Genomic DNA, 18,786 nt, shown 5'->3' on the forward strand with positions numbered 1-18,786 from the left:
TCCTCTCGCGACCATACTGGCCGCGATGATCCCCAAATGGGGGGCCATGAAGGCCCCCCAAGTCGCTTTCATATGCGCGGATCACCGCGCATATGTCGTTCTTTGTCGCAGACTCAGTTCTGCGGGTTTACCAGTGCCACGAATGGTGATCCACGTGATGGTTGTTGTGGAGGCTGGCGAGATCCAGATGCGGCGCCAGAGTTGCGTCGGTGACGTCGCTCGAAGCCGTATCCGTTGCAGCCGTCGCTGCTGCGGTTGCAGCGGGCGAAGCGGATGCGTGCTGATGATGACCACCCCAGAAAGATTTGTTCCCATCCGTGAGATGAGAGAAGTCCAGCCTGTGATGGTGGTTGTGCCCGGAGTTGCCGACGTCGGTGGCCGGAGCCGTCGTCGTCGGCTCGGTGGTCGTAGGCGCAGTCGAGGTGTCGACAACGCTGCTGGAAGCGGTATCCGCTGCAACGCTCACGGACGCGGTTGCCGCGGATCCGTGGTGATGGTGTCCACCTCCGGATGATGTGCTTCCATCGGTCAGCTGGGAGAAGTCCAGCTTGTGATGGTGGTTATGCCCGGAGTGGCCGGCGTTGGTGGTCGGCGCCGTCGTCGTTGGCTCGGTGGTCGTGGGCGCAGTCGAGGTGTCGACCGACGCTGTGTCGGTAACGCTGCTGGAAGCGGTATCCGTTGCAGTGCTCACGGACGCGTTTGCCGCGGATCCGTGGTGATGGTGTCCACCTCCGGAACCGGACGATGTGCTTCCATCTGTCGACTGGGAGGAGTCAGCCTTGTGATGGTGGTTGTGCCCGGAGCCGCTGGTATCGGTAGTCGGCGCCGTCGTCGTTGGCTGAGAGGCCGTGGGCGTCGTCGAAGAATCGCTCGAAGACGTCGTATCCGTCGAGGTGCCGCTATGCGACGTATCGACCGGCGTCGTCGGGTTGCTGCTCGACGTGTCAACCGGAGTCGTGCTTCCAGTCGACGTCGAATCCGTCGTCGTGCTCGTATTGTGCTGCAGGAATACGTTCTGGAGCGCTTGCGAGTTTTCCAGCGCCACGTCTCCGTTCTGCGATCCCCAGGCGTAGGCGTAGTCGAAAGCCGGATTGGGAACGACAGATGCCCAATGGTCGAGCATTTGCTGTTCCTGCGCGGCGGTCGGCATCACATAGTGACCACCCTGATCGGTGACCCAGTTACCGCCGCCGAATGTCTGAAATACCGGGACGATGCTGGCCTCCGGAATTCCGGCGGCTTTGGCGGCAGCGACAGCCTTGTCAATCATGCTGTAGTCGACTGTCGAGCTATCCGACCGCACCGGATACGGATCGATTCCGAAGAGGTCGATATGGGTGTTCTCCGGGGTGTACGTATTCGCGAAGCTGGGATTATCCGAAGATCCCATGTTCATCATGGTGATGAACGTCTTCGCACCCGGAACGTTGGCGTGAATCCAATCGGACTCAGCCTTCAGGTTTGCAGCGGTCACGAGGGTATTCCACTGCCCCGTGGGATCTGGCTCGTCCTTAAGGAAGAAACCGTAGACGTTGGGATTACCGATGTAAGGTTTCACAGCGTCGATGAAGCTCTGGGTGACGCCGTCACCCTGATCGAGCCAGACGAGGCCCTTCACGCCTGCCGGCAAAGCGTTCACTTGCTCCACCGACGAAACGTCGGCAAGATTGAAGCCTGCTTGAGCTGGGGTGAAGTTACCTTGTGCGTCGATGTTGTCGCCTGATGCGTAGTGTAATGTTGCCAATACCGTTCCCCTGTATTGTAGTACGTTGACGAGGCCCCCAAGAATCTTCGTAAAAGTAAATGCAGGTATGTAACTACAGTTCTGCGTTAGCTTTGATCGAAGCGCCCATGGATTAACGTTTGTTTACGTTTGAGGCGGGAGTTTGTCGCAGCACCGGACGAAACAGTGAGTTTATTGTGCTAAAACTTGGAGGCTGGTATCAGAGAAGTGTTAGCACGGTGCGTAACGATTCAATCTGTTCGCAGCGGTATTTTTCGATAGTCCCGATGCGGTGAAGGAACTACACAAGCGCGCATAAGTATCGCTGAGAGAAATGATACTCGGTGACGCGCGTTTCGCTTTCCTCTGCTGCAGTTGCACTCGTGACGACGACAGCAAGCTTCTCTCCGACCTCGGGTGCCCATTTCGGGCGTCGCACTTCGGAAAGCCCGTAATGTCGGTGTGGCGCGATCTCACTCTTTCGACGCAAAATGCGTGCGCCGGTGCCGGGTCACATCAATGCCGCGGCAGAACCTAGCTCCGTAGCTGCACTTCATGCGCTCGAGCAGCTTGATCAATCTGCCGGCGTGGCTGTGCTACAAATGTCATGATGCCGATTGTACAAGCTCAGGCATCAGCTGTTTTGAGCCATCAAGAAACACCCTCACTGCGTCGTTGACGATGTCGTCCAGTCGCTCCGGTGTCGGCGTGTCGTAGACGAAACGCCGGATGGCCATATAGAAGATGCGGCCGTGCAAACCCCAGAATATTTCGACTTCGCGCTCCGACAGCGGGACCTGATCGCTTGAAGGCAGCTTCAACTCGTGACGAAGTTCGCAACAGGCGGGCTCGATGATTTGTTCGCGGACGATCTGAAGATACCGTTTGGTGATGTCGAACGATTTCATCCCGGAGAAGACGAAGATTCTCACCCAGTTGTATTCGAAGACCTGCTCGACATATTCGAGATAGAAGCGCGACAGCCGGGCCTGCAGCGACAGCGTGCGATCCTGGATCAGGCCGGCCCAGGACGGCGACCAGCGGCTGAGATAGATCTCTTCATAGACGCGTTCGATCAGCGCCTCTTTGCTCGGGAAGTGGCGATAGATTGCCGAATGGGTGATGCCCATGCGTTTCGCCAGTTCGCGCGTCTGCCCGCCGAAGCCGTGTTCCGCGAAAAATTTCACGGCTTCATCGACGATGAAGCGCTCGCGCTCCGCCGCGCGCATGTTGCGACGCGGTGGCTTTTCGACTGATTTGATGGGCTTTTTTGCCATTTTTGCTTCGCGTTGCGGGAGTTCTGAATAGCTCAATTCGAAAAAGAGACCAAATGGTCATTTTAAGTTGACCCGGGGAAATCGACGTGTTCTAGATTTCCGACCAAATGGTCACAACTGGACGTCCGCGAGACGTTTAGGGAGAAGACGTTGAAGGCGAGGGCGTTCAACTATGTGAAGGCCTCCACCGTGGTGGAGGCGCTGAAGGCATTCGAGGATGCACAGGACGACGCGAGCTACATCGCGGGCGGCCAGAGCCTCGTGCCAACGCTTGCCTTGCGTTTGCAAGCGCCGCAATTGCTGATCGACATCGCGCATATCCCGGTGCTTCGTGGTGTCGACCTGCAAGGTGACTGGTTGCGCATCGGCGCGCTCACCCGCCATCACGAAGTGCTGACCGATCCATTGATCCGCCAGCACGCGCCGCTCTACAGCGAAGCCGCGCCGCATGTGGCGCATCCGGCTATACGAAACAAAGGCACCCTCGGCGGCAGTATCTCTCATGCCGATCCTGCGTCGGAATTCCCGGCGATGACGTTGGCGCTGGGCGCCGAGCTCGAAATTGCTAGCCGCGACGGCGTACGCCGCGTGCCAGCCGACGATTTCTTCCTCGATCTGTTTCAGACAGCGATCGAACCGGGCGAGCTTCTTGTCGCGATTCATGTGCCGGTGGTCAGGCCCGGCCATCGCTGGGCCTTTCACGAGCTTGCGCGCCGGCGTGGCGATTTTGCGCTGGTGGGCTGCGGCATTCTCGCCGAATTCGTCGATGACGTCGTCAAACAGGTGCGTATCGCGTTCTTCTCTGTAGGCAGCACGCCGCTGCGCGCCCGGCAGGCGGAAGAAGCTCTGATCGGCAAGAAGCTGGATCAGGCTGTAATCGCTGCTGCGCAGGCCGTTGTCGGCGACGATCTCGATCCGCCTGAAGACGAGCACACGCCGCCTGCCATGAAGCGCCATCTTGCGCGCGTTCTTCTCGGCCGACTGCTGGGCGAGATCGCGAGGCAGGGCGCATGAGCGATCTCGTCAATGTCACCATGACGGTGAACGGCACTGAGGTGTCGCACAGCATCGCGCCGCGCATCACGCTAGCGGATTTCCTGCGCCAGACGCTGGAGCTGACCGGCACCCATACCGGCTGCGAGATGGGCGTTTGCGGCGCCTGTCTGGTTATTCTGGATGGCCGCGTCGTACATTCTTGTCTGACCTTCGCGGTGCAGGCGAGCGGGGCGGCCATCGAGACGGTAGAAGGTCTCAGTGATCGGGCGGTGATTGCGGACATCCAGGAGGCGTTCCATCAGCGTAACGCCCTGCAATGTGGCTTCTGTACGCCCGGCATGTTGATGACAGCCCACGCCCTGTTGTCGCAGTCAGGTGTGCCGTCGCGTGAGGACATTCGCGACGCACTGTCGGGCAATTACTGTCGTTGCACTGGTTATGAGGCGATCGTCGATGCGATCGAGAAGGTCGCGCGCGATCGTTATGCGGGCGCGAATGCTTCGGCTCCCGAGGAGGTTGGCGCATGAGCGTGCTAACCCCACTGGATCGTCCGAATTCCTATATCGGCCGCTCGGTGCCGCGCCCCAACGCCAAGCGGTTGCTGGCCGGCCGTGGACGCTATGTCACCGACATCACTCTGCCGCGCATGCTGCATGTCGCCTATGTGCGCAGTCCTTATGCGCACGCCCGCATCGTCTCGATTGATGCGACGACGGCGCGCGAGATGCCCGGCGTGCGACTGGTGGCTACCGGCGAGGATCTCGCAAAACTGTGCGCGCCATGGATCGGCACCATGGATCACTTCAAAGGCATGAAATCGCCGCCGCAATTGCCGCTGCCTATCGACAAGGTCGTATGGTCCGGGCAGGCGGTGGTCGCGGTCGTGGCCGATACGCGCGCGCTGGCTGAAGATGCAGCGGAGGCGGTGTATATCGAGTTCGATGAACTGCCCGCCGTTGTCGATATCGACGCTGCGCGCGCACCGGATGCGCCGGTGATTTCACCGGAACTCGGCAGCAATCTCTGTTTCCATGGCAAGATCGATACCGGCGGTGTTGAGGATGTCTTCGCCGGCGCCGCCCATGTGGTGGAGGAGGAGTTTCACTTCGGCCGCCATACGGCGGTCACCATGGAGCCGCGCGCGATCATCGCTGACTACGATGCCAGCGAAGGGCAACTGACGGTGCATCATGCGACGCAGACGCCGTATCAGTTCCAGGACATCTATGCCCGCCACTACGGCCTCCCTGAATCTCGCGTCCGCGTGATCGCGCCGGATATCGGCGGTTCGTTCGGCATGAAGCTGCACATGTATCATGAGGACATGGCGGTGGTCGGGCTCAGCATGATGCTTGGCCGCCCCGTCAAATATGTCGCTGACCGTATTGAATCCTTTGTGTCGGACATCCATGCGCGCGATCACCGCGTCCGCGCGCGCATGGCGGCCGATGCAGAGGGTAACATCCTGGCGATGGACGTGGAGGACGTCACCGGCATCGGGGCGTTCTCGGCCTATCCGCGCACCAGCGTGGTCGAAGGCAATCAGGTCTATCGCCTGATGGGCGCGCCTTACACGTTCAGAAATTACCGCGCTGATCTCCAAGTGGTGTTCCAGAACAAGGTGCAGATGAGCCAGTACCGCGCCGTTGGGCATCCGGTGGCCTGCACCGTCACCGAGCGTCTGGTGGACATGATCGCCGACAAGACGGCGCAGGATGTGTTCGACATTCGCAGCCGCAACTTGATCCCCGACGATGCCTATCCCTGCACGTCGCCGACCGGATACCAATTCGAGGCGCTGTCGCATCACGCCTGTCTGGCCAAGCTGAAGGCGATGATGGACTACGACCGGCTGCGCGCCGAGCAGGCGGAGCTGCGCACCAAAGGCATTCATCGCGGCATCGGCATTGCCACCTTTGTGGAAATCACCAATCCCGGTCCGGCCTTCTATGGTGTCGGCGGTGCGCGCATCTCGTCGCAGGATGGCGCCATCATTAAGATCACGCCGTCGGGGGATGTCCATTGCTCGATTTCAGTGACCGAACTCGGGCAGGGCACCGAGACCATCATCGGGCAGATCGTCGCCGAACATCTCGGTGTCGATAGCAATCGCATCAAGGTGATGACGGGCGATACGGACACTACACCGCATGGCGGCGCGACCTATGCCTGCCGTGGTGCCGGTATCGGCGGCGAAACGGCGTTGCAGGCGGCCAAAAAGCTGAAGGCGAATGTGCTGGCGGTGGCCGCGGCCATCCTGCAGGACGAACCGGAGAAGCTCGACATTCATAGTGGCTGGATCGTGGATGTCGCGACCGCCCAGCAGCGTATCGAACTCTCCGAGATCGCGCGCATCGCTTACTTCCGTTCCGATACACTGCCGCCCGGCACCCAGGCGCAGCTGTCCGTCGCGCATCACTATGCGCCGCAGGGCTATCCCTTCGCATTCACCAATGGCGTTCAGGCCTGTCATCTCGAACTCGATGTCGAGACAGGTCTGGTCAAGATACTCAAGCTGTGGGTGGTCGAGGATTGCGGCCGTGTCATCAATCCGCTGCTGGTCGACGAGCAGATCCGCGGCGGCGTCGTGCAGGGGCTTGGCGCGGCGTTCTTCGAGGAATGTGTCTACGGAGACAGTGGCCAGCTCACCAATGGCTCGCTCGCAGACTATCTCGTGCCGATGGCGGTGGAGATGCCGGACATCGAAATCGGACATGTCGAGACGCCGACGCTGGATACCCAACTCGGCGCCAAGGGCGTCGGCGAAGCCGGTACGGCTGCGGCATCGGCAGCAGCGCTCAATGCGATGAATGATGCGATGAAGCCATTTGGACGCACGGTCGCGCAGGTACCAATGACACCGGCGCGAATACTCAAGGCGCTTGGACACATCTGACCCAAACAAGAAATCAAACGGAGGACATCATGACGAAGGACATTCGAGACACCAAACGCAATCATATCTCGCGCCGCCATGTGCTGGCCGCGCTCGGCACGGGCGCGAGCGTCGTCGCCATGCCGTGGATCGCACGCGCGGCCGATGACACGATCCGCATCGGCTTTCCGACACCGCTGACCGGCCCGTTCGCGGCGGAAGCCAAGGATCAGGTTAAGAGCGCAGAGCTCGCCGTCAAGCAGTTCAACGACAAGGGCGGCGTCAACGGTCGCAAGGTCGAACTGCTGGTGCGCGACGACAAGCTCAATGGCGGCGAGGCGGCAACGCGCACGCTCGAGCTGATCGAAAAGGACAAGGTCCATGCGATCGTCGGATCGCTGTCCAGCGCGGTGCAGCTCGCGGTCAACGAAGTGACGCGTGCGCGTGGCGTTCTTTATGTCTCGATCAGTCAGTCCGACACTATCAACGAGGTGAAGGACTTCAGCAAATACACCTTCCATGAAGCGCTCAACCCGACGATGACCGCAGGCGCGGTGGCGCGTCACGCCTTCAAGAAGGGCACGAAGGTCGCACATCTCGTGGCCGACTATGCCTATGGCCATGAAATGCTGCGCGGCTTCAAGCGTGCGCAGGCCACAATTGGCGCTGAGACCGTCGGCGAGATCATGCACCCGTTCGGTGCTGCGGATTACTCGACCTTCATGCCGCGTCTGCGCTCGATGCGTCCGGATATCCTGTGCATCAGCAATTTCGGCCGCGACCAGGCCAATTCGATCAAGCAGGCGGTGGATTTCGGCCTCAAGCAGCAGGCCAAGATCGTCGTGCCAGTGTTGCTGCATAACCAGCGGCTGGCGGTGAGCCCGGAAGTGTTCGAAGGGGTCGTTGGCGGCTCTAACTACTATTGGGGCCTTGAGAGCCAGTTGCCGAGCGCCAAGACGTTCAACGACGCCTATCGCGCGGCCAATGGCGGCGCGATCCCGACCGACTACGGCGCCTATGGCTATACCGGCGTCTCGTCGCTGCTGCAGGCGATGCAGGTGGCTGGCGGTACCGACACCGACAAGGTGATCGCGGCGCTGGAAAGCTTGAAATACGATGTCGCCAAGGGCCCGCAATATTATCGCAAATGCGATCACCAGTCGGTCCAGTCGGTTCTCGTGCTCGAGTCCAAGAAGAAGGCCGATATGAAGGGCGACAGCGATCTGTTCAGCATCGTGGCCAATGAGCCGGCTTCGGAAAACGTGCTGCGCAGTTGCACTGAACTCGGCTTCCCGGCCTAACGAAAGTCCGTGCCTTCCATGGATACAGAACTCATTCTGATGCAACTCTTCTCTGGAGTTGCCCTCGGTGCGATCCTCGTGATCACCGCGCTCGGCTTGTCGATCATTTTCGGCATGCTTGGTGTGGTGAACTTCGCGCATGGCGCGCTGTTCATGGTCGGCGCCTATGCCGGGCTATGGGTCGCCTCATTGACCGGCAGTTTCTGGTGGGGGCTGCTCGTTGCCCCCATCATGATCGGCGTGTTCGGGATGGCGATCGAATATGTCCTGATACGCCCGCTTTACGGCCGTTCGATCGACGATCCGCTGCTGCTGACCTTCGGTCTCAGTTACGTGCTGGTCGAAGGTGTTCGCATTGTATTTGGCAGTGACGGCATTCCGTTTCCCACGCCGTCGTCACTGACCGGCGTGGTCGATCTCGGCGTCGGTTTCTTTCCGATCTACCGCATCTTCGTTGTCGGCGTCGTCTTCCTGGTCGTGGTGCTGTTGTGGCTGGGGCTGGAGAAGACCAAATTCGGCCTGATCGTGCGCGCCGGCGCGCGCGATCCGACCATGATGAAGGTGCTCGGCGTCGATATCAGCAAGGTCTGGTTGCTGGTGTTCGGGCTCGGTGTTGGTCTTGCCTCGCTCGGCGGCGTGCTCTCCGGCCCGATGCGGTCAGTTAATCCGGAAATGGGCGCCTTGGTGCTGGCCGAAGCCTTCGTCGTGACTGTCATCGGCGGCCTCGGCTCGCTGGTCGGCTCGATCATCGCGGGTCTTCTGGTCGGTGTCGTGATCAGCATGACCGCGCTGTTCGCACCGGAAATGGCGACCATCGTGATGTTCGCATTGATGGCCATCGTTCTTCTGATCCGGCCGCAGGGCCTGTTCGGCAAACTCGCGTAACGGAGCGGACCATGACATCACCGGCGCTCACCGTTTCTCCTTCCGCCAGTGCGCGAAAGCCTGCGCGCTTCAAATCGCTCGTGACCAAATATCGCGTCCCGCTGTCGATCCTCGCGCTATGCCTGCTGCCGTGGCTGCTGCCGTCCAAGGCGCTGGCGGTGAACGTCCTGATCTACGGCACGGTCGCCGTCGGCTATAATCTGCTATTCGGCTATACCGGTTTGCTGTCGTTCGGCCACGCGGCCTTTGTCGGCACCGGGGCGTACATCACCGGCATCGCCATCGGCCAGTTCGGTGTGCCCTGGTATCTCGCGGTGCTGATGGGTGTTATTGGCGGTGCGCTGCTGGCCTTCGTCATGGGCGCGCTGTCCACGCGCACGCGCGGCATCTACTTCTCGATGGTGACGCTTGCTCTCGCGCAGCTGGTCTATTACGTGGCGCTCCAGACACCGTCCTGGACAGGTGGTGAGAACGGACTGCGCGGTTTCACTGTCAACAAGATCAATCTGTTCGGATTCGAGATCAATTTTCTCGACCCGGTCAACAAATACTACGTGCTGATGGTATTCGCAGCGCTAGCGCTGTGGCTCGTCTCGCGCATTCTCAACTCGCCATTCGGCGCAGCTATCGAGGCGATCCGCGAGAACGAACGTCGTGCGCGGACCTGCGGCTACAATGTCGAGCGCACCAAGCTGTTGTCATTTACCCTGTCAGGCACGATCTGCGCCCTTGGCGGCACTATGTCGGCGCTGCATCTGGCCTTCGTGCCACTGGATTCGCTGCACTACCTGTCCTCCGGCATGATCGTGATGATGACGCTGCTGGGCGGCGCCAGCAGCTTCTTCGGCCCGTTCATTGGTGCATTGGTGTTCCTGGTGATGGAAGACGTGTTCTCGCTGTGGACGTCGCACTGGCAGATCATCGTCGGATCCATCTTCGTGCTGTTCGTGCTGTTCCTGCCCAAGGGCATCTGGGGCACATTTCTCACAAGGGTCATGCGATGAACGCGCCGCTTCTCGCCGTCAACGATATCGGAGTGAGGTTCGGCGGCTTCGTCGCGCTGCAAGGCGTGACGACGGAGTTCCGGCCGGGTCGCGTCACCTCTATCATTGGCCCTAATGGCGCCGGCAAGAGTACGTTCTTCAATGTGCTGTCCGGCGTGCTTACCCCCTCCAGCGGATCGATCCGCTTCAAGGGGGACGATCTCAAGGGCACGAAGCAGCACGAATTCGTGCATCGCGGCATCGCGCGCTCCTATCAGATCACCAACATCTTTCCCGATCTGAGCGTCCACGAGAACGTTCGTGTCGCCGCGCAGGCCAGTCGCTCGCGCTACAATATCTGGACCAACCGGAACAAGTTCACAGAGCTTGATGCCAAAGCCGATGCGGCGCTGGAGGCTGTCGGTCTGGTCACCAAGCGCGACGAGACCGCCAAGTTTCTAGCCCATGGCCAGCAGCGTGCGTTGGAGATTGCCATCGCGCTGATCTCCAATCCGGAAGTGCTGTTGCTGGACGAGCCGACCGCCGGCATGGGTCCGGAAGAGACCAAGGAAATGGTGGCGCTGCTGGAGAAGCTGGCGGCGGAACGCACCATCCTCCTGGTCGAACACAAGATGAAGATGATCCTCGGCCTCAGCGACCGGATTCTGGTGCTGCACCATGGCCGGCTGATCGCTGATGGCACGCCGCACGACATTCAGACGGACCCCGAGGTTCGTCGCGTCTATCTGGGACAGAACGATGGCTATGCTTGAAACCAAAGACCTGAACGCCTGGTACGGCGCCAGCCATACGCTGCATGGGGTCTCGATCTCCGTGGCGCAGGGCGAGGTCGTCGCACTGGTCGGCCGCAACGGCGCCGGCAAGACCACCACGATCCGTTCGGTCATGGGGTTGATGTCGAAAACCACGGGCGGCATGACCTTCGACGGCAACGACCTCACGTCGATGCCCGCCCATGATCGTTTCAGGCTAGGGCTTGCTTATGTGCCTGAGGAGCGCCGGATCATTCCAGGCCTGACGGTGCGCGAGAACCTGCAACTCGGTCTCGTCGCCAGCCGCGGTCAGATCAACGAGAAAGACGCGATCGAGGAAATCGCGGAGAGCTTTCCACGCCTCAAGGAGCGCCTCGATCAGGAAGGCGTCACCATGTCCGGCGGCGAGCAGCAGATGCTGGCCATCGCGCGCGCGACCATAGCCAAGCCCAAGATGATCCTGCTCGACGAGCCCTCCGAAGGCATCATGCCGGTGCTGGTCGAGGAGATGGGCGTGCTGTTCCGCAAGCTGCGTGATCAGGGCGTCACGCTGTTACTGGTCGAGCAAAATGTCGAATGGGCGCTGCGCCTTGCTGATCGCGCAATCATCATGGACCAGGGCGAGGTCGTTTACGAGAGCAGCTCGGCGGCATTGCTTGCCGACAAGGAAATCCAGGAACGTTATTGCGCGGTCTGACGCGCATGCTTGCAGACAGGTCACTCCCATGCAGATGAAAGACAGCCAAACCGTTCCGGCCTCGCGCGACAAGGTTTGGGCCGCGCTCAACGATCCCGCTGTGCTGAAGCAGTGTATTCCCGGCTGTCAGGTGCTGGATATGACGTCACCGACCGAGATGACGGCAACGGTCGTGATCAAGGTGGGCCCGGTGAAAGCGACCTTCGGGGGCAAGGTGACGCTGAGTGATCTCGACCCGCCAAACGGCTACAGGATCACGGGTGAAGGCTCCGGCGGTGTCGCCGGTTTCGCCAAAGGCGGCGCAGCAATCAGGCTGGAGGCGGCCGGCGACAATGAAACGATCCTGCATTATGAGGTGGATTCCCAGATCGGCGGCAAGCTGGCGCAGCTCGGTGGGCGACTGATCGACTCCACCGCCAAGAAACTGGCCGGCGAGTTCTTCACCAAATTCGGCGCAGTCGTTTCCGCGAGCTGAGCGTAACGCCCGCTATTGCACGACGAACTGGCTGCGGGCCTCGCGCACCTTGGCGACGATATAGCGCCGTACCTCGCGGACCCGGCTCGTGTCATGCGTGTCTGGATGCGAGACCAGCCAATAGCTTCGCGTAAAACGACTGGCCGGCAGAATGCGCTTCAACTCGGGATAAAGCTGCGCCGCGTAGTCGTGCAGGATGCCGACGCCGTGGCCCGCACGAACTGCTTCAAGCTGGCCGACCACGCTGCCGCATTCGAAGCGGCGGGTGATCAGTTCGCTGAAGGTCGATGCATAGTCCAGCGCGCGGCTGTAGATGATATCGTAGATGTAAGTGATCAGCAGGTGGTCGGCGAGATCGCCGGGCTCGCGGATCGGTGTCGACCGAGCGAGATAATCCTCCGACGCGTAGACGCTCAGCGTATAGTCGGTGAGCTTGGTGCAGATCAGCTTGCCCTCATCCGGGCGCTCCAGTGTCACCACGATATCGGCCTCACGCTTGGCAAGCGAAAAGGTGCGCGGCAGCGCTACGAGCTGAACGATAAGATCCGGATTGGCTGCGGCAAAGCTGCCGAGCTTGTCGGCCAGAAAATAATTGCCGAGTCCGTCCGGCGCGCCGATCCGCACCGTGCCTGCCACCTTATCGGCGGCCGATGTCAGCTGCGATCCCACCTTGAGCAGTTCGGATTCGGCGCGCTCGGCCGCTGCGAGCAGCGCAACCCCCGATGGCGTCAGTGACGAGCCCGTCGTCTGCCGGTTCAGCAGCTTTGTCTTCAGGTCTTTTTCGAGGGCGGTGAGCTGGCGCGCGACCGTCGCATGGTTGAGCTTGAGCCGCTTGGCGGCGCCCAGAATCTGGCCGGTACGGGCGACTTCCAGGAAAATCCGAACTTTGTCCCAATCCATCCCCGGACTCTATTTGCTGCACATCGAAGCCGCAATACTTCGCGTTGTCCGGGCCGGGGAAGCGGCGCAAGACCGCCGGAGCATCAAAGGAGAGTTCGATGGCTTCGGAAATCAAGCACTATATCGGCGGACAGCAGGTGGCAGGTCGCAGCGGCCGGACGTCGCCGGTTTTCAACCCGGCCACCGGCGAGCAGACGGCTCAGGTGGGTCTTGCCAGCACGTCCGAAGTGGGCGCCGCGGTTGCTGCCGCAAGCGCGGCCGCCGAAAGCTGGGCCGATACGCCATCGCTGCGTCGTGCCCGTATTCTCAATAAATTCCTGCGCATCTGTGAAGACCGCATCGACGATCTCGCGGCGGTGATCACCTCGGAGCACGGCAAGACCCTGTCGGACGCCAAGGGCGAAATCCAGCGTGGCCTCGAAGTTGTCGAATTCGCCGTCGGTGCGCCGCAGTTGCTGAAGGGCGAAGTCAGCGAGAATGTTGGCACGCGTGTCGACAGCTACGGCGTACGTCAGGCGCTTGGTGTGGTCGCGGGCATCACGCCGTTCAACTTCCCGGTCATGGTGCCGATGTGGATGTTCCCGGTGGCGCTGGCTTGCGGCAACACCTTCGTGCTGAAGCCCTCGGAGCGTGACCCTTCGGCATCGCTTCTGATTGCTGAATGGCTCGCCGAAGCCGGCCTGCCGGCTGGCGTCTTCAACGTCGTGCATGGCGACAAGGAAGCCGTCGATGCGCTGCTGCATCATCCCGATGTTGCAGCGATCAGCTTCGTCGGATCGACCCCGATCGCGCGCTACATCTATTCGACCGCGACCAGCACCGGCAAGCGTTGCCAGGCACTCGGCGGCGCCAAGAACCACATGGTTGTAATGCCGGATGCCGACATCGATCAGGCGGTGGACGCATTGATGGGGGCTGCCTATGGCTCGGCCGGCGAACGCTGCATGGCGATTTCGGTCGCGGTGCCGGTCGGCGAGAAGACGGCGGATGCCTTGATCTCGAAGCTTGAGCCGAAGATTCGTGCGCTCAAAGTCGGGTCTGGCTTCAACGCCGAGTCCGAAATGGGCCCGCTGGTGACCCAGCAGCATCTCGACAAGGTGCGCGGCTATGTGGATTCCGGCGTCGAGCAGGGCGCCAAGCTGGTCGTCGATGGGCGGGACTTCCGGTCCAACGAGGGTGGCTACTTCATCGGTGGATCGCTGTTCGATCACGTGACGCCGGACATGAAGATCTACAAGGAAGAGATCTTCGGACCTGTGCTCGCGGTGGTGCGTACGCCGGACTATGCGACGGCAGCGCGCATGATCAACGACAACGAATACGGCAACGGCACGGCCATCTTCACGCAAAACGGCGACGTCGCGCGTGAATTCGCTCATCGCATCCGCGTCGGCATGGTCGGCATCAATGTGCCGATCCCGGTGCCCGTGGCGTTCCATTCCTTCGGTGGATGGAAGGCCTCGCTGTTCGGCGATCACTCGATGCACGGACCGGAAGGCGTTCGCTTCTATACCCGCCTGAAGACCGTCACCAGCCGCTGGCCAACGAGCATTGCGCAAGGTCCGGAATTCGTGATGCCGACAATGAAGTAAAGTCAGAGCGTGGAGCGCGCGACTAACGCGTGCTCCACGAGCCTGCCGGTCTATTCCACGCCCTTAGGCCGCAGCCGTCACACGCCAGATGACGTCGCCCACATCGTCGGCCACCAGCAACGCGCCGTCCGGAGTGAGCGTGACGCCGACAGGGCGTCCATAGGACACCTTCTCGTCGGGTGCGAGGAAACCCGACAGGATATCCCGCGGCGGGCCGGACGGCTTGCCGTTCACGAACGGGATGAAGACGACCTTGTAGCCGCTGAGCGTGCTGCGATTCCATGAGCCGTGCTGGCCGATGACCATGCCGTCTGGAAATCCCGGCAGTGTGCCGGCCGGCAGCCAGCACAGTCCGAGCGATGCGGTGTGACCGCCCAGCGCATAGTCGGGGGTGATCGCAGTGGCCACCAGTGCCGGATCCTGCGGCACGCGGTCATCCACCGTCTTGCCCCAGTAGCAATAGGGCCAGCCATAAAAGCCGCCGTCGCGCACCGAGGTCAGATAATCCGGTGGCGTCTCGTCGCCGAGGCCGTCGCGCTCATTGACCACGGTCCATAGCGCGCCGGTCGTCGGCTCCCAAGCGAGGCCGACGGGGTTGCGCAAGCCGGCGCCGAAGATGCGGCTCTTGCCCGTCGCAATATCGAGCTCATAGACGGCGGCGCGGCCTTCTTCGACCTCCATGCCGCCTTCGGCGATGTTGCTCAGCGAACCGACGCCGATATACAGCTTGCTGCCATCAGGGCTCGGCAGGATGCTCCGGGTCCAGTGACCGCCGGATTTGAAATTAGTGAGTTTCTTGCCCGGTGCCGTGATGCTGTCCGCGCCCGCCACATAAGGGAAGGCCACCACGCCATCGACATTGCCGACATAGAACGTGTCGTTCAGCAGCGCCATGCCAAACGGCTGGTTCAGTCCCTCCATGAAGGTCTGGCTGGTCTCGGCGACGCCATCGCCATCCCGGTCACGCAGCAGCGTGATGCGGTTGGCGCTGACGCCGAGCGCCGCGGCCCGCCGCATCGTGGCCTGCATCGCATAGCCGAACATGTTGCGCACCGGGCCCGCAACCTGCGTCGCCTCGGCGATGAGGACGTCGCCATTGGGCAGCACGTTGATCCAGCGCGGATGTTTCAGGCCGGAGGCAAAGGCATTGACCTTGAGTCCAGGCGCTACAACTGGCTTCTGTCCCGCGGCCCAGCCCTGAGCGGTCGGCATCTTCAATGTGGGGATGGCGCCTTGCGGCTTCGCCTCCGGCACCACCGGCGCGCTGCCCCAGGCGGGTGCGTATGTGGTGCCCTGCAGGCGGCGCCATTGCAGCGCAGCGCCGCCGATCACCGCGACGACGCGCGCAAAAACTCCGGACAAGCTCATGTCATTCCCCCATGTAAGTGCGCGCACACTATCCGACACGCGCGCGCGTTAAAACCGCCGCGTGACGGCGTGCCGGGCATGCGAGCCCGTCATTCATGGGGGATCGGCGCCATGACGATCAGGGCGGTGCCGGCGGCTATGGCGCCGCGATGGCCTGGTTGATGCAAGCGGCGAGTTCGTCGACTTCGAACGGCTTGTTGAGGACGCAGGGCGTGCTGCCCAGCCGCGCGCGCACTTTCTCTTCGGAATTGGCCGTGATGAAAATGACCGGCGTCTGGTTCTTGTCCGAGCGCATGCGCTCATAGAGGTCGATGCCGGTGAGGCCGGGCATTTCGACGTCGGTCACCACGCATGACGTTCCGCGGACCAAGGGCGAGGTCAGAAACGCTTCGGCGGATTCGAAGCTGAGGACGACAAAGCCCAGCGATCGCAGCAGGCTTTCAAGCGCGCGGCGAACCGACGAGGAATCGTCGATGATGGCAATGGCATGTTCAGAGTTCAACGCAATCTCCACACGGCAGCTTTGACAGCGACCCCAGTGTTGAGCCGTTTCGCCCAGAATATTGCCAAATATCGCCGTGCAGCGAAATCATACTGAGGTTTATCGGGAGGTACCCGGGGCTGGTTTCATGCCGATGGCCTCGGCCATGCGCACCAGAGAGGCGAAGGATTTTGCATCCATCTTCTTCATCATCTTGCCGCGATGGATCTTAACCGTAATTTCGCTGAGGTTCAGCTTTGCGGCGATCTGTTTGTTCAGCAGCCCAGCGGTGGCAAATTCCATCACCTCGCGTTCCCGCGCACTCAAAGTGCCGAAACGCTCCTTGATATCGGCCAGTCCATCGCGCTCCTGCCGCGCCTTGCGGTCGCGCTCCACGGCGCCCGCGACGGCATCGAGCATTTCCTGATCGCGAAACGGCTTGGCGAGAAAATCGACGGCTCCGGCCTTCATGGCACGCACCGTCATCGGCACATCGGCATGGCCGGTCATGAAGACGATGGGCGTATTGCCGCCGAGATCGGCCAGGCGCTTCTGGAAATCAAGGCCGCTGACGATCGGCAGCCGAATATCGAGGACAAGGCAGCTGGCCCTGGTGAGAATGTCGCTCTCGAGAAGCTCGACCGCAGAGGAGGCGAAACTGACTTCATATCCAACCGAGCGCAGCAGACTGCCAACCGCGGTGCGGATGGCGGCTTCGTCGTCCACGACGACGACCAAAGGTGCTTCTGCGTCGTTAGGCAAGGTTGCCGGGTCCTTCTGCGGTCGCTGTCGGTATCATGAAATGAAAGGTGGTTCCACCACTCTCGTTTCGTTCCGCCCAGATACGCCCGTGATGCGACTCGATGATGGATCGGGAGATCGAGAGGCCGATGCCCATTCCCTCGGCCTTTGTCGTGAAGAACGGCGCGAACAGGCGTTGCATATGGTCGTCCGGTATACCCGATCCTGAATCGCGCACCGAGACGAGAATTCCCCTCGTCGCGTCGAATGCCGACCATACCTTCAGCTCTTTCGTCGCGGTCGCCTTCATGGCGTGGACGGCGTTGTTGACGAGATTCATCAGTACCTGCTGAAGCTGCACCTCGTCGCCGGCGATGGTGGGCAGATCGGGTGTCAGGTCGAGGACTGCTGAAATCTGGTGCTGTGTCAGATCGCGCTGAACCATCGCCAGTACCTGCGTGACTATAGCGTTGACGTCGACCGGGCCGCGCGCCAACTCGCCCTTCACGGCGAGCGACCTCAGGCGGTGAATGATGTCGCCGGCCCTGCGCCCCTCTTGCACGACTTCCTTAAGACAGGCCGTGGTCTCGCCGAGATCGGGCCGTTCCCGCGACAGCCAGCGCAAGGCCGCCTCTGCATTGGTCACCACGGCGGCAAGTGGCTGATTGACCTCATGGCCGATCGATGCCGTCAAGGCACCCAAGGTCGCGATGCGCGACACGCGGGTGAGTTCTGCAATGCTCTGCTGGAGTGCTTGCTCGGCTGCGATCTTGGCGGTGACATCAAGCGAATTGATCAGGACCGAACGAGATCGATCGGTGGGAAAGGTTGCCGTGACGATGGTGGTACGCAACTCGCCATTGACGGCACGGATCGCCGCTTCAATCGTGAAAGAGCTTTCTCCCGCAAGGAATGCGAGCAGGATTTCGCGAAAGGCGACCAAAGTCTCCGGCTCGAGTGCCGCATCCCAGGACTGCTGAACGTTCTTTTGGTCGAGATCGCCGATCAATTGCTTTGCGGCGTCATTCGCGTCGAGGGTCCGCACCAGAAACAGGCAATGCTTGAGGAAGCCCTCGTTGGCGATGAAGTAATCGCGCAACCGGGGAATGCCTTGTTGCAGGATCGGCGCGCAGGCATTGGCCGCTTCCGTGAAGTCCTGCTCCCAGATGGCAACACTCGTGCCCTGAAAGATGTTGCGATAGCGCTCTTCGCTCTGCCGAAGCCTTGCGTCCGACATTCTGATCTGGACGCAGAGCGCGGCGGCGATGGCAATGGCGAGCGCGCTGACGACGCCGCGCAGCATTGCTCCCTCATTGGGGTCGTTCGCGTGGCCGATCAGATAGCCGAGGATTGTCAGGCCGATGCAGCCGAGGGCGATCAGGATGATGCCCATGACATTGGTGAAACGGAGCGCCATCAGCAGCACGACGATATAAAGCGCCGCGACGGCGATCTCGAATGTGCTGAAGGCGTCGAACGCGAAAATACCTGCAGCAAGGATAGCTGTCGCAATGGCCATGGGCAGCTGTGAGGGGCGGTGCACCCGATCAGAATTGGTCATTTGAGCCGCAAAATAGGAAGCAGGGCGTGCGTCCTGCAGGGAATGGTGAAGTCATCCGAAGTCGGTGGCATCTCGCCCGGGATAAACCTTGGTATAGGGCGGGATTACCTTCGTTTCTTGAATCTCTATCCTCGTAGAATGGTTAGCGCGGCCGGAAT

Annotated in this window: 17 protein-coding genes; 10 read left to right on the plus strand and 7 right to left on the minus strand. The window is 61.1% G+C overall.

The window, feature by feature from the left end; translation table 11 throughout:
* Positions 1-127 precede the first annotated feature (127 nt).
* Together HP556_RS29510 and HP556_RS29515 are read right to left on the minus strand one after the other, a co-directional pair.
* Positions 128-1,744, minus strand: coding sequence for a calcium-binding protein (locus tag HP556_RS29510; RefSeq protein ID WP_175369524.1), 1,617 nt, complete (start codon positions 1,742-1,744; stop codon positions 128-130).
* A gap of 584 nt (positions 1,745-2,328) precedes the next feature.
* Positions 2,329-3,000: a TetR/AcrR family transcriptional regulator gene (locus HP556_RS29515; protein WP_246297935.1), complete on the minus strand. Its 672-nt coding sequence runs from the start codon at positions 2,998-3,000 to the stop codon at positions 2,329-2,331.
* A 150-nt stretch (positions 3,001-3,150) separates the two neighbouring features.
* Here HP556_RS29515 and HP556_RS29520 point away from each other — a divergent pair, with 150 nt between their 5' ends.
* Genes HP556_RS29520 through HP556_RS29560 form a run of 9 tightly spaced genes read left to right on the plus strand, consistent with a single transcriptional unit; the run spans position 3,151 to position 11,985 of the window.
* Positions 3,151-4,014, plus strand: coding sequence for an FAD binding domain-containing protein (locus HP556_RS29520; protein ID WP_175369525.1), 864 nt, complete (start codon positions 3,151-3,153; stop codon positions 4,012-4,014).
* A complete protein-coding gene (locus HP556_RS29525) occupies positions 4,011-4,523 on the plus strand; it encodes a (2Fe-2S)-binding protein (RefSeq protein ID WP_175369526.1) in 513 nt (170 codons plus the stop codon). Before HP556_RS29520 ends, HP556_RS29525 begins: the two co-directional genes overlap by 4 nt.
* Positions 4,520-6,892: a xanthine dehydrogenase family protein molybdopterin-binding subunit gene (locus HP556_RS29530; RefSeq protein ID WP_175369527.1), complete on the plus strand. Its 2,373-nt coding sequence runs from the start codon at positions 4,520-4,522 to the stop codon at positions 6,890-6,892. The genes HP556_RS29525 and HP556_RS29530 overlap by 4 nt, the downstream gene beginning before the upstream one ends.
* 29 nt (positions 6,893-6,921) lie before the next feature.
* Positions 6,922-8,172, plus strand: a complete 1,251-nt coding sequence (locus HP556_RS29535; RefSeq protein ID WP_175369528.1) for an ABC transporter substrate-binding protein — start codon at positions 6,922-6,924, stop codon at positions 8,170-8,172.
* A gap of 18 nt (positions 8,173-8,190) precedes the next feature.
* On the plus strand, positions 8,191-9,057 hold the full coding sequence (locus HP556_RS29540; RefSeq protein WP_092140480.1) for a branched-chain amino acid ABC transporter permease: 867 nt from the start codon (positions 8,191-8,193) through the stop codon (positions 9,055-9,057).
* 11 nt (positions 9,058-9,068) lie between these two features.
* Entirely contained in the window at positions 9,069-10,061 is a 993-nt protein-coding gene (locus HP556_RS29545) for a branched-chain amino acid ABC transporter permease (protein ID WP_175369529.1), read from the plus strand.
* On the plus strand, positions 10,058-10,813 hold the full coding sequence (locus HP556_RS29550) for an ABC transporter ATP-binding protein (RefSeq protein ID WP_175369530.1): 756 nt from the start codon (positions 10,058-10,060) through the stop codon (positions 10,811-10,813). The genes HP556_RS29545 and HP556_RS29550 overlap by 4 nt, the downstream gene beginning before the upstream one ends.
* A complete protein-coding gene (locus tag HP556_RS29555; RefSeq protein ID WP_092140474.1) occupies positions 10,806-11,510 on the plus strand; it encodes an ABC transporter ATP-binding protein in 705 nt (234 codons plus the stop codon). The genes HP556_RS29550 and HP556_RS29555 overlap by 8 nt, the downstream gene beginning before the upstream one ends.
* Positions 11,511-11,538: 28 nt before the next feature.
* A complete protein-coding gene (locus tag HP556_RS29560; protein WP_175369531.1) occupies positions 11,539-11,985 on the plus strand; it encodes an SRPBCC family protein in 447 nt (148 codons plus the stop codon).
* 12 nt (positions 11,986-11,997) lie between these two features.
* On the opposite strand, the gene HP556_RS29565 is transcribed toward HP556_RS29560, so the two are convergent.
* Positions 11,998-12,885, minus strand: coding sequence for a LysR family transcriptional regulator (locus tag HP556_RS29565; RefSeq protein ID WP_175369532.1), 888 nt, complete (start codon positions 12,883-12,885; stop codon positions 11,998-12,000).
* Between the two features lie 98 nt (positions 12,886-12,983).
* On the opposite strand from HP556_RS29565, the gene HP556_RS29570 reads away from it, so the two are divergent.
* Positions 12,984-14,477 carry a CoA-acylating methylmalonate-semialdehyde dehydrogenase gene (locus tag HP556_RS29570; RefSeq protein WP_120287861.1) on the plus strand — a complete coding sequence of 498 codons (1,494 nt, stop codon included), beginning with the start codon at positions 12,984-12,986 and terminating at the stop codon, positions 14,475-14,477.
* A 63-nt stretch (positions 14,478-14,540) separates the two neighbouring features.
* Here HP556_RS29570 and HP556_RS29575 read toward each other — a convergent pair whose 3' ends face one another.
* From HP556_RS29575 to HP556_RS29590, 4 genes are all read right to left on the minus strand, one after another.
* Positions 14,541-15,845: a PQQ-dependent sugar dehydrogenase gene (locus tag HP556_RS29575; RefSeq protein ID WP_175369533.1), complete on the minus strand. Its 1,305-nt coding sequence runs from the start codon at positions 15,843-15,845 to the stop codon at positions 14,541-14,543.
* A 136-nt stretch (positions 15,846-15,981) separates the two neighbouring features.
* Entirely contained in the window at positions 15,982-16,347 is a 366-nt protein-coding gene (locus HP556_RS29580) for a response regulator transcription factor (RefSeq protein ID WP_175369534.1), read from the minus strand.
* 99 nt (positions 16,348-16,446) lie between these two features.
* Positions 16,447-17,088 (minus strand): response regulator transcription factor, encoded by a 642-nt coding sequence (locus HP556_RS29585; protein WP_089266657.1) that lies wholly within the window; start codon positions 17,086-17,088, stop codon positions 16,447-16,449.
* Positions 17,081-18,586, minus strand: coding sequence for a sensor histidine kinase (locus HP556_RS29590; protein WP_175369535.1), 1,506 nt, complete (start codon positions 18,584-18,586; stop codon positions 17,081-17,083). The genes HP556_RS29585 and HP556_RS29590 overlap by 8 nt, the downstream gene beginning before the upstream one ends.
* Between the last annotated feature and the right edge of the window lie 200 nt (positions 18,587-18,786).

It is taken from the genome of Tardiphaga robiniae (genome assembly GCF_013359755.1).
GTDB classification, from domain to species: Bacteria; Pseudomonadota; Alphaproteobacteria; order Rhizobiales; family Xanthobacteraceae; genus Tardiphaga; species Tardiphaga robiniae.